Origin of the sequence: Meiothermus sp. QL-1, from assembly GCF_003351145.1 — a bacterium.
Classification (GTDB): Bacteria; Deinococcota; Deinococci; order Deinococcales; family Thermaceae; genus Meiothermus.
On record NZ_QQSV01000004.1, the window covers coordinates 35,902 to 50,866 of the forward strand.

The 14,965-nt window shown below is 67.0% G+C and carries 12 protein-coding genes and 1 CRISPR repeat array; of the genes, 9 read left to right on the forward strand and 3 right to left on the reverse strand.

The features are described 5' to 3' along the window. Positions 1 to 5 precede the first annotated feature (5 nt). The 9 genes from cas1e to DV704_RS06210 all read left to right on the forward strand — a co-directional run bounded on the left by cas1e (position 6) and on the right by DV704_RS06210 (position 12,708). Positions 6 to 974, forward strand: coding sequence for a type I-E CRISPR-associated endonuclease Cas1e (gene cas1e, locus DV704_RS06170; RefSeq protein WP_114798708.1), 969 nt, complete (start codon positions 6 to 8; stop codon positions 972 to 974). After that, a complete protein-coding gene (cas2e, locus tag DV704_RS06175) occupies positions 934 to 1,290 on the forward strand; it encodes a type I-E CRISPR-associated endoribonuclease Cas2e (RefSeq protein WP_114798709.1) in 357 nt (118 codons plus the stop codon). Before cas1e ends, cas2e begins: the two co-directional genes overlap by 41 nt. A 57-nt stretch (positions 1,291 to 1,347) precedes the next feature. Continuing rightward, positions 1,348 to 6,087: direct repeats of the CRISPR family, unit length 29 nt; unit sequence GTAGTCCCCACACGCGTGGGGATGGACCG. A 34-nt stretch (positions 6,088 to 6,121) separates the two neighbouring features. Further along, positions 6,122 to 6,538, forward strand: coding sequence for a hypothetical protein (locus DV704_RS06180; RefSeq protein WP_233498269.1), 417 nt, complete (start codon positions 6,122 to 6,124; stop codon positions 6,536 to 6,538). Between the two features lie 66 nt (positions 6,539 to 6,604). Next, complete coding sequence (locus DV704_RS06185) at positions 6,605 to 8,086, forward strand: pitrilysin family protein (protein WP_114798711.1); 1,482 nt, start codon at positions 6,605 to 6,607, stop codon at positions 8,084 to 8,086. Further along, positions 8,083 to 9,486 (forward strand): pitrilysin family protein, encoded by a 1,404-nt coding sequence (locus tag DV704_RS06190; RefSeq protein WP_199489947.1) that lies wholly within the window; start codon positions 8,083 to 8,085, stop codon positions 9,484 to 9,486. The genes DV704_RS06185 and DV704_RS06190 overlap by 4 nt, the downstream gene beginning before the upstream one ends. Positions 9,487 to 9,519: 33 nt before the next feature. After that, positions 9,520 to 10,287 (forward strand): metal ABC transporter ATP-binding protein, encoded by a 768-nt coding sequence (locus DV704_RS06195; RefSeq protein ID WP_114798713.1) that lies wholly within the window; start codon positions 9,520 to 9,522, stop codon positions 10,285 to 10,287. Next, positions 10,287 to 11,075, forward strand: a complete 789-nt coding sequence (locus DV704_RS06200) for a metal ABC transporter permease (RefSeq protein WP_114798714.1) — start codon at positions 10,287 to 10,289, stop codon at positions 11,073 to 11,075. Before DV704_RS06195 ends, DV704_RS06200 begins: the two co-directional genes overlap by 1 nt. A 50-nt stretch (positions 11,076 to 11,125) precedes the next feature. Beyond that, positions 11,126 to 11,584, forward strand: coding sequence for an Rrf2 family transcriptional regulator (locus tag DV704_RS06205; RefSeq protein WP_114798715.1), 459 nt, complete (start codon positions 11,126 to 11,128; stop codon positions 11,582 to 11,584). Further along, a complete protein-coding gene (locus tag DV704_RS06210; RefSeq protein WP_114798716.1) occupies positions 11,581 to 12,708 on the forward strand; it encodes a cysteine desulfurase family protein in 1,128 nt (375 codons plus the stop codon). Before DV704_RS06205 ends, DV704_RS06210 begins: the two co-directional genes overlap by 4 nt. Here the strand turns inward: DV704_RS06210 and DV704_RS06215 are convergent. From DV704_RS06215 to DV704_RS06225, 3 genes are read right to left on the reverse strand one after another with little or no spacing between them, the layout of a single operon-like run. Further along, the gene (locus DV704_RS06215; RefSeq protein WP_114798717.1) at positions 12,705 to 13,727 is read right to left on the reverse strand and encodes a cytochrome-c peroxidase; all 1,023 of its coding nucleotides are present in this window, start codon (positions 13,725 to 13,727) and stop codon (positions 12,705 to 12,707) included. The genes DV704_RS06210 and DV704_RS06215 overlap by 4 nt on opposite strands. A 2-nt stretch (positions 13,728 to 13,729) precedes the next feature. Further along, positions 13,730 to 14,470, reverse strand: coding sequence for an MbnP family protein (locus tag DV704_RS06220; RefSeq protein WP_114798718.1), 741 nt, complete (start codon positions 14,468 to 14,470; stop codon positions 13,730 to 13,732). Positions 14,471 to 14,507: 37 nt separating this feature from the next. Further along, positions 14,508 to 14,957, reverse strand: coding sequence for a hypothetical protein (locus DV704_RS06225; protein WP_158539610.1), 450 nt, complete (start codon positions 14,955 to 14,957; stop codon positions 14,508 to 14,510). Between the last annotated feature and the right edge of the window lie 8 nt (positions 14,958 to 14,965).

Here is a 14,965-nt window from a genome sequence, read left to right on the forward strand (position 1 = left end):
GCTTCATGCCACCGGTGCCCAACACCCGCAACCTCAAGGAGCTACCCAAGTTCCGGGATGGGCTCTCCTACCTCTACGTGGAGCACGCCTTCATTGAGCAAGAGGCCCAGGGCATCGGCATCTATACCCAAGAGGGCCTGACCCTGGTGCCGGTGGCGGCCCTGGGGGTGCTCTTTCTGGGCCCCGGCACCCGCATCACCCACGCGGCCATCCGGGCCCTGGCCGGCAACGGCTGCACGGTGGCCTGGATTGGGGAGGGCTTTGCCCGCTTTTACGCCCAGGGCCTGGGGGATACCCGAAGCGCCCTCAGGCTCCAGCGCCAGGCCAGGGCCTGGGCCGACCCAAAGCTCCACCTGGAGGTGGTCTTCCGCCTCTACCAAAAGCGTTTCAAGGAGCCCCTGCCCAAGGACCTCAGCCTGGAACAGGTGCGGGGGCTGGAGGGGGTACGGGTACGGTCGGCCTATGCCCGCTGGAGCCAGGAGACCGGGGTACCCTGGCACGGCCGGAGCTACGACCGCCGGAACTGGGCCTCTTCCGACCCGATAAACCGGGCGCTCTCTGCTGGAGCGGCCTATCTCTATGGGCTGGCCCATGCCGCCATTGTGAGCAGCGGGTTTAGCCCCGCCCTGGGCTTCATCCACGTGGGCCGGCTCCTTTCCTTCGTTTACGATGTGGCCGACCTCTACAAAACCGAGGTCCTGGTGCCGGCCGCCTTTCTCACGGTGGCGGAGTCAGACCTCGAGGTGGAGCGCCGCATACGGCAGAAGCTTCGGGAACGCATCCTGGAGGAGCGTCTTTTAGAGCGCATGGTGGGAGACTTACTGGACCTCTTCAAGGGGTTGGGCCTGCCCGAGGAGGAAGAGGACGAAGAAGACCCCACCCGTCCCGGAGGGCTTTGGGACCCCGCAGGAGAGGTGGAGGGCGGGGTGGCCTATGGTGGTGATGATCCTGGAGAAAGTGCCGAAGAGTCTTAGGGGAGAGCTGACCCGCTGGCTCCTGGAGGTGGACACTGGGGTATTCGTGGGCCGCCTGAGCGCCACCGTGAGGGAGCTTCTGTGGGAAAAAGTGGTGCAAAAGGCCGGGGAAGGCCGGTGCGCCATGGTCTGGCGTACCAATAACGAGCAAGGCTTTTCCCTTAAGCTCCACAACCACCCGGACCGCACCCTGCAGGACTTTGATGGTATAGTGTTAGTAACTGTGCGCAACGCCGAGGCCATGCAAAAGGCGGAAAAGCTAAAGCGCATGTCCAAGGCCTTGCGCGGGGATCTTGACAAGAAAACCCCGGACTAGTTCCGAAAAAGATACTTAGCGGGGGGTCAGAGGGGATTTTTGCCGTCTGGGTCATGTGTAGTCCCCACACGCGTGGGGATGGACCGCGGACCCCCGGCATCATCGAGGGGGGGAGCATGTAGTCCCCACACGCGTGGGGATGGACCGTTGCCGAACCCCGAACCGTCCACCATAGCTACGTAGTCCCCACACGCGTGGGGATGGACCGACTCCGGTTTTCGCTTGTACCCCCACGCCATACGTAGTCCCCACACGCGTGGGGATGGACCGGGCTATAGCCGCCGCGGCAGCAGGGGGGATGTAGTCCCCACACGCGTGGGGATGGACCGGGCGCTGTTGAAGAACCTCGGTGCGATTCATTGTAGTCCCCACACGCGTGGGGATGGACCGTAGGGCCCTAGCCGCAAGGGGAGTAGCGTGGAGTAGTCCCCACACGCGTGGGGATGGACCGAAACCACGTCCAGGACGATAGAAGAGGTTGCGGTAGTCCCCACACGCGTGGGGATGGACCGGACGGGTACGTGTCGAATTTTTGGCGGGCCATGTAGTCCCCACACGCGTGGGGATGGACCGGGGAAAATGCGAAACTCCTCAGGGGGCGACCCCGTAGTCCCCACACGCGTGGGGATGGACCGAAACCACGTCCAGGACGATAGAAGAGGTTGCGGTAGTCCCCACACGCGTGGGGATGGACCGGACGGGTACGTGTCGAATTTTTGGCGGGCCATGTAGTCCCCACACGCGTGGGGATGGACCGGTGGACGCGCGCTTCCTGGACCCGGCGTATTTGTAGTCCCCACACGCGTGGGGATGGACCAGATGCGCGCGATGAAGGGCCTGGCCACCAGGCGTAGTCCCCACACGCGTGGGGATGGACCTATGAGGCCGAGTTTGTCGAGGCCGGCGGGGCAGTAGTCCCCACACGCGTGGGGATGGACCGACTGGGGCTGGCCGGGCCTGAAGGCGGTCTGGGTAGTCCCCACACGCGTGGGGATGGACCGCCTTTCGCTTCACCTTCTCCTCAAGGGCCTGCCGTAGTCCCCACACGCGTGGGGATGGACCGGTCCACGCGCTGTAGATGATTTTTCTCAACGAGTAGTCCCCACACGCGTGGGGATGGACCGTGGGGCGGGTTGGGCGTCGTCGGTTTCGCCGTCGTAGTCCCCACACGCGTGGGGATGGACCGAGAGGGCGAGCCATCGGCCATCGCTGCCGTAGCGTAGTCCCCACACGCGTGGGGATGGACCGAGGGCGTCGTCTACCTCCCGCCACTCCGGGCTGTAGTCCCCACACGCGTGGGGATGGACCGCTGCCCAAACCTTACCTGAATGTTCCGCCACAGTAGTCCCCACACGCGTGGGGATGGACCGCCGAACCCTGATAGTCCGTCAGCGTGGGACGGGTAGTCCCCACACGCGTGGGGATGGACCGACCCGAGCGGCTAGGCGGGTTATCCCGATTCCGTAGTCCCCACACGCGTGGGGATGGACCTGGGTGCTGAGTCGCCCGGCCTGTACCTCGACCGTAGTCCCCACACGCGTGGGGATGGACCGCCATCGACTATTCCCCCAGCGCGGCCCTCACGGTAGTCCCCACACGCGTGGGGATGGACCGCTGGCCCGGCTGTATGCTGTAGGGCCCGAACCCGTAGTCCCCACACGCGTGGGGATGGACCGGATTTTGCCGATGAGCATGAGCATAAACCCCTGTAGTCCCCACACGCGTGGGGATGGACCGTCCTCCTCGAGGGCGCGCGCAATGGTCTTGCCGTAGTCCCCACACGCGTGGGGATGGACCGGGCAATCCGGCTCAGTCGGGGTAAGGAGTTGCCGTAGTCCCCACACGCGTGGGGATGGACCGCGGGCGAGGCCGCCGGCGAGATTGACCTTCCCGTAGTCCCCACACGCGTGGGGATGGACCGCGACCTCGTCGGGGGCCCGCTGGATGCTCCGCGTAGTCCCCACACGCGTGGGGATGGACCGGAAGTCCGAGGTATACCGCATCCTAAGGGCCCGTAGTCCCCACACGCGTGGGGATGGACCGAAACCGTCCTCCTCCTCCCGCCGGTGGGCAAGGTAGTCCCCACACGCGTGGGGATGGACCGCTGCGCCTGGCCGTTTTCAGCACCACTCACCACCGTAGTCCCCACACGCGTGGGGATGGACCGTCCCCAGAACGCCTGTTATGAGCGTGGCCCAAGTAGTCCCCACACGCGTGGGGATGGACCGCCTGGTCCTGGCAACCCGCAAGGAGGAGCAGTGTAGTCCCCACACGCGTGGGGATGGACCAGCGACGTGTATCGCATTCTGAGGGCCCACCTAGTAGTCCCCACACGCGTGGGGATGGACCGCCCTGGACCTCATCGCACATCTGGGCGGCCACGTAGTCCCCACACGCGTGGGGATGGACCGTGCTCGGCTCGAGCGGTCTCGTGCTCGGCTCGAGTAGTCCCCACACGCGTGGGGATGGACCGTATATCGGCCATGGTAGGCATCTCGCCATCGTCGTAGTCCCCACACGCGTGGGGATGGACCGGTCAACGTTCTGCTCGTAGAGCTCCTGCTTCTCGTAGTCCCCACACGCGTGGGGATGGACCGCGCAGCGGCAGCGATGTTGAGACTGGCCACCAGTAGTCCCCACACGCGTGGGGATGGACCGGTTGCGCACCAGATTAACTTCCGGCTGCAACAGTAGTCCCCACACGCGTGGGGATGGACCTCGCTCGCTCGTAAAGCTCTCTAGAGCGAGCGAGTAGTCCCCACACGCGTGGGGATGGACCTTGGGCTACGGGTCCTCAATCGTGCCGGTATGGGTAGTCCCCACACGCGTGGGGATGGACCGGCTGGCCCCCGGCGTGGTGTTTAAGAAGAATAGTAGTCCCCACACGCGTGGGGATGGACCGCCTCAACCGCAACTAGTCAACGAGCCCTCGGCGTAGTCCCCACACGCGTGGGGATGGACCGACGCTTCCGCCCCCTTTGCCGCGCCTTCGCATGTAGTCCCCACACGCGTGGGGATGGACCGGCATCCTCATAGCGTAGCCGCACGTGCTCATCGTAGTCCCCACACGCGTGGGGATGGACCGATTTCCGTCATTTCGCTCCTCCTCTGTTTTGGGTAGTCCCCACACGCGTGGGGATGGACCGGCTTCGATAGTTGGTCTTCTCCCGTTACTTTGCGTAGTCCCCACACGCGTGGGGATGGACCTATGTCTCTCTGGACGAGCTGTAAACGGGTGAGGTAGTCCCCACACGCGTGGGGATGGACCGGAGACCATCTGGTTCAGCCCGCACTGCCTGGACGTAGTCCCCACACGCGTGGGGATGGACCTCCTCGCGTCTGCGGTTTTTCTCTCGTCCATGGCGTAGTCCCCACACGCGTGGGGATGGACCGGGTCAGGGGAAATCAACGATAGATGCCGCGTCCGTAGTCCCCACACGCGTGGGGATGGACCTCTCGTTAGCGACCGCCTGCACCCGCGCCGGGAGTAGTCCCCACACGCGTGGGGATGGACCGAATAGGGCGGGGAAAGCACTCCAACCCTGGCTGTAGTCCCCACACGCGTGGGGATGGACCGCCCTCGGCAGCGCTTGGATGGCCGCCAGGTTGGTAGTCCCCACACGCGTGGGGATGGACCTCTACGCCGAGCGGCTGTGGGGCACGCTGGGCAGTAGTCCCCACACGCGTGGGGATGGACCTCTTGCCCCGGCAGACCAGTGCTCGACAAGCTCGTAGTCCCCACACGCGTGGGGATGGACCGCGGTCGGAGGCCGTCGGGGACGCGATTTGGCCGTAGTCCCCACACGCGTGGGGATGGACCGGGGTATTCGCGGCTAGAGAAAAATCAGTTATAGTAGTCCCCACACGCGTGGGGATGGACCGGGCATGGGGCCCCAAACCAACCGCGACCATCCGTAGTCCCCACACGCGTGGGGATGGACCGCGCGTCCCGCATATCGCCCCGGTCGGCCCCGCGTAGTCCCCACACGCGTGGGGATGGACCCTGAGTAGGGCAATAAAGAGAAAACCAGTCCCAGTAGTCCCCACACGCGTGGGGATGGACCGAACCTCCGCCAACATCCCCTCCGCCTGTCCGTGTAGTCCCCACACGCGTGGGGATGGACCTCCGAGGTATACCGCATCCTGAGGGCTCACCTCGTAGTCCCCACACGCGTGGGGATGGACCGCGCTGGACCTGCGGCAACTGGCTACCCAGGCCGTAGTCCCCACACGCGTGGGGATGGACCGCCCTCGGCCGGGCCGACCGGGCCGACAAAGGCGTAGTCCCCACACGCGTGGGGATGGACCATTGGGCCACGGCCCGGTCGTGCCGAACCAACACGTAGTCCCCACACGCGTGGGGATGGACCGCCCTCCTGCAAGGGCGGCCGCACGCCTGGCAGTAGTCCCCACACGCGTGGGGATGGACCGCAGCTCTGCAAAGGCCCGACCACGACCCCGGGGTAGTCCCCACACGCGTGGGGATGGACCGAGGGCAGAATCATTGAGCTAATCAACCTAGCCGTAGTCCCCACACGCGTGGGGATGGACCAGTAGCGGTACTCCCTGGCCTGCAACAGCTCGCGTAGTCCCCACACGCGTGGGGATGGACCGTGAAGCGCCAGGGCCTCGAGGCCCGGGTTATAGTAGTCCCCACACGCGTGGGGATGGACCGCCCCCCCATGCCCACACGAAGCCCGGCCTTGTGTAGTCCCCACACGCGTGGGGATGGACCGTCCTGACCGGTAGGCAGGCAGGGGTGCCCAACGTAGTCCCCACACGCGTGGGGATGGACCTGCCCGCTTTGGGAATTTTTTGTAGGGTATTGGGTGTGCTCTACTACCAGTGGCTCGCCTTAGTGTTGTGGTTTGGGCTGGCACTAGCCCACCCCTTTCAGGGTAGCGGGGGATATGTGGAAGGACAGGTGGATTTCGAACCCAACGACGCCCCACCTCGCGCTGGCGTGCCCACCGTGGCTTGGATTGAGTACATCCGCATTGGCGGAAAACACTTCAACCCCCGTGACTGTTTTTGCACCTTGATGTTTTACCAAGGGCAGGTTAGCGCTCGAGTACAGCCCGATGCCCAGATACGAATGCAATTCAACCCCCGCACGGGCCGCGTGGAGGGGGTGGTGCTGTTTCCCAAACCTGGGCCCTACTTCCTAGTGCTGCTTGGCCGCCCCTTGCCCGGCCGGCCGCTGCCGCCTTTTATTATGCAAAGCATCATTCAGGTTCTGCCGCGTTAAACTGTGGGCCCATTCAGGCTGTGCACGGCCCTTCAGGGCATAATAGGCTCACACAGGGAGGCTAAGGTGAGAAGCATAGTTGGGCTTTTGCTGCTGGTGTTGCTCCTACCAGGAGCTCTGGCCCAGCAGCTCCGCGAGCAAATCCGCAAGTACACCCTGGACAACGGCCTGCGGGTGCTGATGGTGCCCGATAAGACCGCCCCAGTCATCCACTTCAACCTGATGTTCGATGTGGGCGGCGTGGACGAGGCACCAGGCCTGGGAGGCATCGCCCACATGGTCGAGCACATGGCCTTCAAGGGCACGCCCAGCATCGGGAGCCTGGACTGGCCAAAGGAAAAAGCCGCCCTAGAGGCCATTGACAAAGCCCGCGCCGAGCTCGACCAGGCCATTGCCAGAGGAGCCCCCCAGGCGGAGATCGAGCGGCTTACCCAGGCCTTCAACAAGGCCCGCGAGGAAGCCCAGAAGCTGGCTTTGCCCAACCCCATCGACCAGCTTTTCACCAACAACGGCGAGCAGGGGTTAAACGCCTCCACCGGTTACGACCGCACCGACTACCGGGTCTCACTGCCCTCGAACCGGCTGGAGCTATATCTCCGGGTCTATGCCGACGTCATGATGAACGCGGTCTTCCGCAGCTTCTACGAAGAAGTAGACGTGGTGCTGGAAGAACGCCGCCAGCGCAACGAGAATGACCCCAACGGGGCCCTGACCGAGGTCTTTTTGCGCGCGGCCTTCCAGGTACACCCCTATGGCCGGCCCCTGATTGGCAGCCGGGAGGAAATCCTGGGCTACCGGGTGGACAAGGCCCTGGAGTTTTGGAGGACCCACTACCACCCCAACCGGGCAGTGCTGGTGCTGGTAGGAGATGTGGAGCCTGAGCGGGACATCCAGCTTGTGCGCCGCTACATGGGCGTGGTCCCGAGGGGCCCGGAGCGGCCCAACCTGAACATCCCCACCGAGCCACCCCAGACCGCCGAGCGGCGGGTGACCCTCGAGTACAACGCCCAGCCAGCCCTGCGGATTGGCTTCCACAAGCCCACCTACCCCAACCGCGACGCCTACGTGATGGACATGATTGACGCCATCCTGACCGAGGGGCGTACCAGCCGCCTCTTCCGCCGGTTGGTGATCCAGGAGCAAGCTGCGCTGAACGTGAGTTCCAGCTCGGCCTCGCCGGGCTTCCGCTACCCCAACCTGTTTGTTATCTCGGCCCAACCCCGCGCACCGCGCACCACCGCAGACCTGGAGCGGCTCATCTACGAGGAGCTCGAGCGGCTCAAGAACGAGCCCGTGAGCCCCCAGGAGCTGCAAAAGGTGCGCAACCAGACCCGCGCCGCTTACCTGAGGGTGTTGCAGGGCGGACCGGGCCTGGCCCAGACGCTAGCCTTCTACGAGCTCTTCTTTGGCGGCTACCAGCGCATCTTTGAGGAGGAGGCTATCTACAACACCATCACCGCGGAGGAAATCCAGCAGGTGGCCCGCAAGTACTTCACGCCCGAGAACCGCACCGTAGCCACCCTGGTTACCAAAGGAGGTAGCCGATGAGAGCGCTTTGGATGCTTTGGGTTGGGCTCTCGCTGGGGTTTGCCCAGGGGCTCGGGGTGCCGGCCGACTGGCCCGACCCCTTCAAGATGCAGTTCCCCCGCATCCAACCCACCCCCTTCCGGCCCTTCGAGGTCACGCTCACCAACGGCCTCCGGGTCCTCCTTATGGAGGATCGGAGACTGCCTTTCGTTTCGGGCCGCGTTTACATCCGGGCTGGCTCCATCTACGAGCCCGACGACAAGGTGGGCCTGACCGGCATCTTCGCCGCGGTGATGCGCACCGGGGGGGCGGGCGAGCGGAGCCCCGACCAAGTGGACGAGATTCTAGAAACCCTGGCGGCCAGCGTGAGCGTCTCGAGCGACAGCCTGTTTACCTCGGTGGCCTTTGAAACCCTGAGCGAGAACCTGGACCAGGTCCTGCAGATTTGGGCCGATGTGCTGGTGCGGCCCCGTTTTGCCCCAGAGCGGCTCGAGCTGGAAAAGGGCCGCGCTTTGGAGGCCATCCGCCGCCGCAACGACCAGCCTACCCAGATTGCGGTGCGGGAGTTCGTGCGCCGGATCAACGAGGGCCACCCCGCCGGGCGCATCAGCAGCGCAGCCTCGGTGCGGGCCATCAGCCGCGACGACCTCCTGGCCTTCCACCAGCGCTTCTTCAAGCCCAACAACGCCATCCTGGCCATTACCGGCGACTTCCGCATCCCCGAGATGGTGGGCCGGCTCGAGCGGGCCCTGGCCGGCTGGCGGCGGGGCGAGGTGAGCCTGCCCAGCTTTCCTCCCCCAACCCCCAGGCCCGCCATCTACTTCCTGCAAAAGGAGACCAACCAGAGCGTCATCTACATGGGCCTCCCCACCGTGACGGCCTTCGCCCCTGGCTACAGCGAGCTCGACCTCCTGAGCCGCATCCTGGGCGACGGCTTCAACAGCCGGCTCTTCCTGGAGGTGCGCACCAAGCGGGGGCTGGCCTACGCCACCGGTGGGGCCCAGTCGCAGGGCTTTGGCTGGCCGGGCTTCTTCTACGGGGCCTCCATCTCGCGGGTGGAGAAGACCGCCGAGGTCATCGAGCTCATGCTGGCCCAGTTCCGCGACCTGCGGGAGCGCCCGGTGAGCCAGGAGGAGCTCGAGCTCTTCCGCAACAACATTCTCAACGCCGAGGTCTTCCGCTTCACCTCCCGCCAGGCGGTGGCCGAGCGCATCGCCCGCACCCGGATGCTGGGCCTGCCCCCCGACTACTACGAACAGTACGTGCGCCAGATCCAGGCCGCCACCCCAGCCGATTTGCAGCGGGTGATGCAGCAGTACGTGCGCCCGGAAGCCTTCGTCATCGTGGTGGTGGGGGACAAGCGCCAGTTCGACCGGCCCCTCTCGAGTCTGGGCAACGTAATCGAGGTGCCGCTGGAGTAGCGCCAATACTGTTGATAGCGTATTATCAGCAGTATGGCCGCGCCCGCGGTAGAGCTAGAGCGCTTTTCGGTACGCTTCGGTGAATTCCAGGCCCTGGAAGAGGTGAGCCTCGAGGTGCCCCCCGGGGCCTTCGTCGCCATCGTGGGACCCAACGGGGCGGGGAAAAGCACCCTGCTCAAGGCGCTTTTGGGCCTGGAGCGCGGGGCCCTGCGCGACGGTCCCACCCGGGTCTCGGGGCAGGTGAGGGTGCTGGGCCTGCCGCCCGGTCGGGTGCCCCCGGGCTGGGTGGGGTATGTGCCCCAGGTCAAGGGCTTCGACCGCAGCTTCCCCGCCCTGGCGCTGGAGGTGGTGGTCTCGGGGCTGCGGCGCCGCTGGCCCTTTTTCATCACCCAGAAGGAGCGCTCGGAGGCCGAGGCGGCCCTGGCCCAGGTGGGGGCCCTGCACCTGGCCCGCCGGCGCCTGAGCAGGCTTTCTGGAGGTGAGCTACAGCGGGTCTACCTAGCCCGAAGCCTGATCCGCAGGCCCAGACTCCTTTTGCTGGATGAGCCCGCCACCGGGGTGGATGCGGTGGGCGAGGCCGACCTGTACCGGCACCTCGAGGCCTACCAGGCCGAGAGCGGGGCTACAATCCTGATGATCACCCACGACTGGGATGCGGCCCGCCACCACGCCAGCCGGGTGCTGGTGCTAAACCGGCGGGTGGTGGGCTACGGTCCTCCCGAGGAAGTGCTTTCCCCAGCCTACCTGGGCCAGGCCTTCGGCCACGTGGGGCATGAACACAGCCTGGCGCTGGGGGCCTGATGCTGGAGGCCTTGCAACTGCCCTTTATGCAGCGGGGCCTGCTGGCGGGCCTGCTGGTAGGCGGCCTGGCCAGCTACCTGGGGGTCTTGGTGGTCCAGCGGCGCCTTTCCTTCCTGGGCGATGGCCTGGCCCACGCGGCCTTTGCAGGGGTCGCGCTGGGGCTCCTGCTGCACCAGGAGCCCCTCTGGGTGGCCCTGCCCTTCGCGGTGGGGGTGGCCCTGCTCATCACCTGGGTGCGCGAGCGAAGCAGCCTGGGCGACGATACCGCGATTGGCATCTTCTTCGCGGTCTCGGTGGCCTTGGGGGTGCTCTTCATGTCGCTGCGGCAGGGGTTCGCCCAGGATGCGGTGGCCTACCTCTTCGGCTCTATCCTGACCGTGACCCCCACCGACCTTTGGACGATGGGCCTGGTGGCCCTGGGCGTGGTGCTTCTGAGCCCGCTGTGGCCCCACTGGGCCTACGCCACCTTCGACCGAGAGCTGGCCCTGGCCGACCGAGAGCCGGTGGGGCTCCACGACTACCTGCTCGCGGGGCTTTTGGCTTTGGTGGTGGTGGTCTCGGTCAAGGTGGTGGGCATCGTGCTGATCGCCGCCTTTCTGGTCATCCCCGCCGCCACCGCGCGCCTCCTCGCCCGCACCTTCGCCGGCATGACCCTGCTCTCGGTGGGGCTGGGGGTCTTTTCGGTGCTGCCTGGCCTGGCCGCAGCCTACCTGCTCGACGTGCCCGCCGGCAGCGCCATCGTGCTTGTCCAGGCCCTGCTCTTCGCCCTGGCGCTCACCCGGCGCTAGGTGAGAAAACCCTCTATCTCCCACGGGTTTTGCGGGTTTATACTGGAGGCATGTGGGTATCCACCAAGGCGCAGTACGGCCTCAGGGCCCTGGTGGAAATTGGCCTGCGCCAGCCAGAGGCGGTACCCCTCAAGGAGGTGGCCGAGGCCCAGGGCATCAGCCAGCACTACCTGGAGCAGATTGCCGCCCAGCTCCGCCGCTCGGGCTTCATCCGCAGCGTGCGGGGGGCCAGGGGTGGGTACCGCCTGGGCCGCCCGAGCGAAAAGATCACCGCGCTGGAGGTGGTGGAGGCCCTCGAGGGCAGCCTGGCCCCGGTGATCTGCCTGGACGACCCTGAGTCCTGCTGGCAGACCGGGCACTGCTCCACCGAGAACCTCTGGAAGCGGGTGGACGAGGCCATGCGGGGGGTTTTGCGCAGCACCACGCTCAAAGACCTGATCGAGGAGCGGAAGCAGATCGAGGCCCGCCGGCTGGTCCAGCTCGAGCCGGCCATGCCCAAGGAGCGATGATCTACCTCGACTACGCCGCCACCACCCCCCTCGACCCCGAGGTGCGGGCCGCCATGGAGGCCTGGCAGGGGGTCTACGGCAACCCCAGCTCGGTCCACGCCCTGGGCCGGGAGGCCCGGCGGCTGCTGGAGGAGGGCCGCGAGCGGCTGGCCGCAGCCATAGGCTGCCGGCCCCGCGAGCTGGTGCTCACCAGCGGCGGCACCGAAGCCAACGCCCTGGCCATCTACGGGGTGGCGCTGGCCCGGGGGCGGGGGCATCTGGTGAGCACCCAGGTGGAGCACTCGGCCACCCTGGGGGCCCTGCGCGGCCTGGAGGCCTTGGGGTTCGAGGTCACCCTCCTCCCCCCCGACCCCTATGGCCTGGTCCACCCCGAGCAGGTGGCCGAGGCCCTGCGGGAGGACACCCTGCTGGTCTCGGTGATGACCGTCAACAACGAGCTGGGGAGCCTCTACCCCATAGAGGCCATCGCCGAGGTCTGCCGGGCTCGAGGGGTGCTCTTCCACACCGACGCGGTGCAGGCCGTGGGCACGGTGCCCTGCCGGGTGGAGGCCCTGGGCGCCGACCTGGTCTCCCTGGCCGCGCACAAGTTCTACGGGCCCAAAGGGATTGGGGCGCTCTACGTGCGCAAGGGGGTGGAGCTCTTCCCTCTGCTGCCGGGAAAGCAGGAGCAGGGCCGCAGGGGGGGCACCGAGAACCCCCTGGCGGTCTACGGGATGGGCCTGGCCGCCGAAAAGGCGGTGCGGCTCCTACCCGAGGAAAGCCAGCGGCTTCTGGCGCTGCGCGAGCGGCTGGAGCGGAGGCTGCTGGCCCTCGAAGGGGTGGAGCTCAACGGTCACCCCACCCAAAGAAGTCCCAAGCACGTAAACGTGACCGCCAGGGGGGCGGATGGGGAGGGGCTCCTGCTCAACCTCGACCTTCTGGGGGTGGCGGTCTCCTCGGGCTCGGCCTGCAGCAGCGGCAGCCTCGAGCCCTCCCACGTGCTGCTGGCCTTGGGGCGCAGCCGGGAGGATGCCAGGGCCTCGGTGCGCTTCAGCCTGGGGCGCTTCACCACCGAGGAGGAGGTGGAGGCTGCTGCCCGGGCCTTTGCCGAGGCCCTGGCCCGCTCGAGGCCCGCCCCTGCCTAGGGGGGCAGCAAAGCCGGGTTGGTGGTGAAGCTGGTGTCGGTAAGGGACTCGAGGAAGGCCACCAGGTCGTCTATCTCCGCCTCGCTCAGGCCCAGCGGGCGAATCAGGGGGTCGGCGTTCAGGTTGGGCTCGCCCCCCCGGTTGTAGTGCTCCACCACCTCGCGCAGGGTCTTCTTGGAGCCGTCGTGCATGTAGGGAGCGGTCAGGGCCACGTTGCGCAGGGTGGGGGTCTTGAACTTGCCCACGTCCTCATCACGTCCGGTGGCCTGGGCCAGCCCGATGTCCTTGTAAACGGTATAAAGCCCGTTGTTGCGGGGCTCGTCGTCGGTGAAGTCGGGGCCCACATGGCAGTGGAAGCAGTCCCCCCGCTCGCTGAAGAACAATTCCATCCCGCGCAGGGCCGCCTCGGAAAGGGCCTGGTCGTCGCCAGCCTGGTAGCGGTCGAAGGGGCTATTGAAGGAGAGCAGGGTGCGCTCGAAGGCGGCGATGGCAAAGGCCACCGTCCTGAGCGAGGGAGGCTCGCCGAAGACCTCCTGGAAGGCCCGGGCGTACTCGGGAATGGCCGAGAGCCGCGCGGCGAGCTCCTCGGGCTCCATGCCCATCTCGTGGTGGGCGGTGAGGGGGCCTACCGCCTGGAGCTCGAGCCGGGGCGAGCGCCCCTCCCAAAAAAGGCGCTGCCGAAAGGCCACGTTGGTCAGGGTAGGGGCATTGCGGCTCCCCTTGCGGCCAAACACCCCGGTGCTCACCGGGTTGCCTCCGTCGCTGAAGGCGAACTCGGGCCTGTGGCAGCTCGCGCAGGCCACCCGACCATCCTTGGAAAGCCTGGGGTCGTAGAAAAGCCGCCGGCCCAGCTCCACCTTGGCCGGGGTCTGGGGGTTGTCGGGCGGGATGGGCACCGCCCGGGGCCCGGCCAGGGTCCGGGGGTCGGGGGGAAGGTGCAGGACTGCCGGGGTTACCGCGGGGCGCTCCAGGGCCAGAAGGCCGAGGCCCAGAAGCACCAGCGCCCATCCCCGCCGCATCCTCACTCCCCCAAGCTGAAAGCGTCGAGCATGTTGTGGTACACCACCGACATCCAGGGGCGCGTCTGGGGGCTCAGGCCGTGGAGCTGGCGCAGGGCGGGCTCCCGCCAGTCCAGGAAAACCCCCCCAGGCCCAGGCCAGAAGGCCCGCCCCAGGTCGAGGTTGAGGACAAGGACCGCCCCGCGGGGAGGAATCTCCAGCCGCACCCGGCGCATCTGCAGGTCGTGCAGGCGCACCGGAAGGCGAAAGGCATCGGTGCCCATGTGGATGACCCACTTCCGGCTGCCCTCGGGCAGAAAGGCGGTGCCCTCGAGGCGGTAGAAGATATAGCCCGGGTTCCAGGCCCAGTACATCCCCGAGTTGATGCCCAGCGGCCAGGCCTGGGTGGCGGCGTCCTGGTGGTTGAGCTCCCGCGGCACCCCCACATCGAAGCGCAGGCCCCGGTACTCCCCGGGCGGTGCCTCGAAGCGCATCAGGGGCACCCCCTGGGTGGGCGCACTGGGCTTGAACTCAGCCAGCACCAGCCCCTCCACCCGCACCTCGCGGCCATCGGGGCGCACCAGGGCCAGATCGGAGAGGTAGAACTTGAGCAGGTCGATGCGATAGCGCTGGCCCTGGGGGGTCTGGTAGGTGCGGCCCCAGGCGAAGGCCTGGTCGCCCACCCGCAGGCTGAGGCGGAGCTCCACCGGCGCGGCCAGCCCCCCTGCCAGCAGCACAGCCCCTAGCCAAACCAAAGGCCTCATACCGCCAGCCTAGCAGGCCTTCATCCCGCCCCCTGGGTCACCTGACGGACACCCGGCGGAACTCGCGGTCCAGCCAGGCCAGCGCCGGCCCCTCGAGCGAGCCGACATCGATGGGCTCCGAGCCCCGGGTCTCGAGCCGCACCGACCCCAGGCCATCGGGCCGCACCGCAAAGCGCCAGCGCATCTCCACCGTGGCCTCGACCTGTCCCGAGGCCCCGCGGCGCTGGGAGACGTAGACCGCGGTGCTGCCCACCCCCTCCTGCTGGAGCCAGGCCCCGTAGCCGGGCAGGGGCTGGGCCCGCAAGGCGTAGTAGGCCGCCACCGCCTGGGCCAGGCGGACCACCACCGGGTGCTCCCCTGCCGCGAGGGGCACGCTCAGGATGGGCAGGCTGGCCCCCACATCGTAGACCACCTCCCCCGCCTCGGCCCGCAGCGCGGGGGCGCAGGCGGGCAGGACGAGCAGGAAAAGCAGCAGCAAAGCGCGCATGGCCCCAT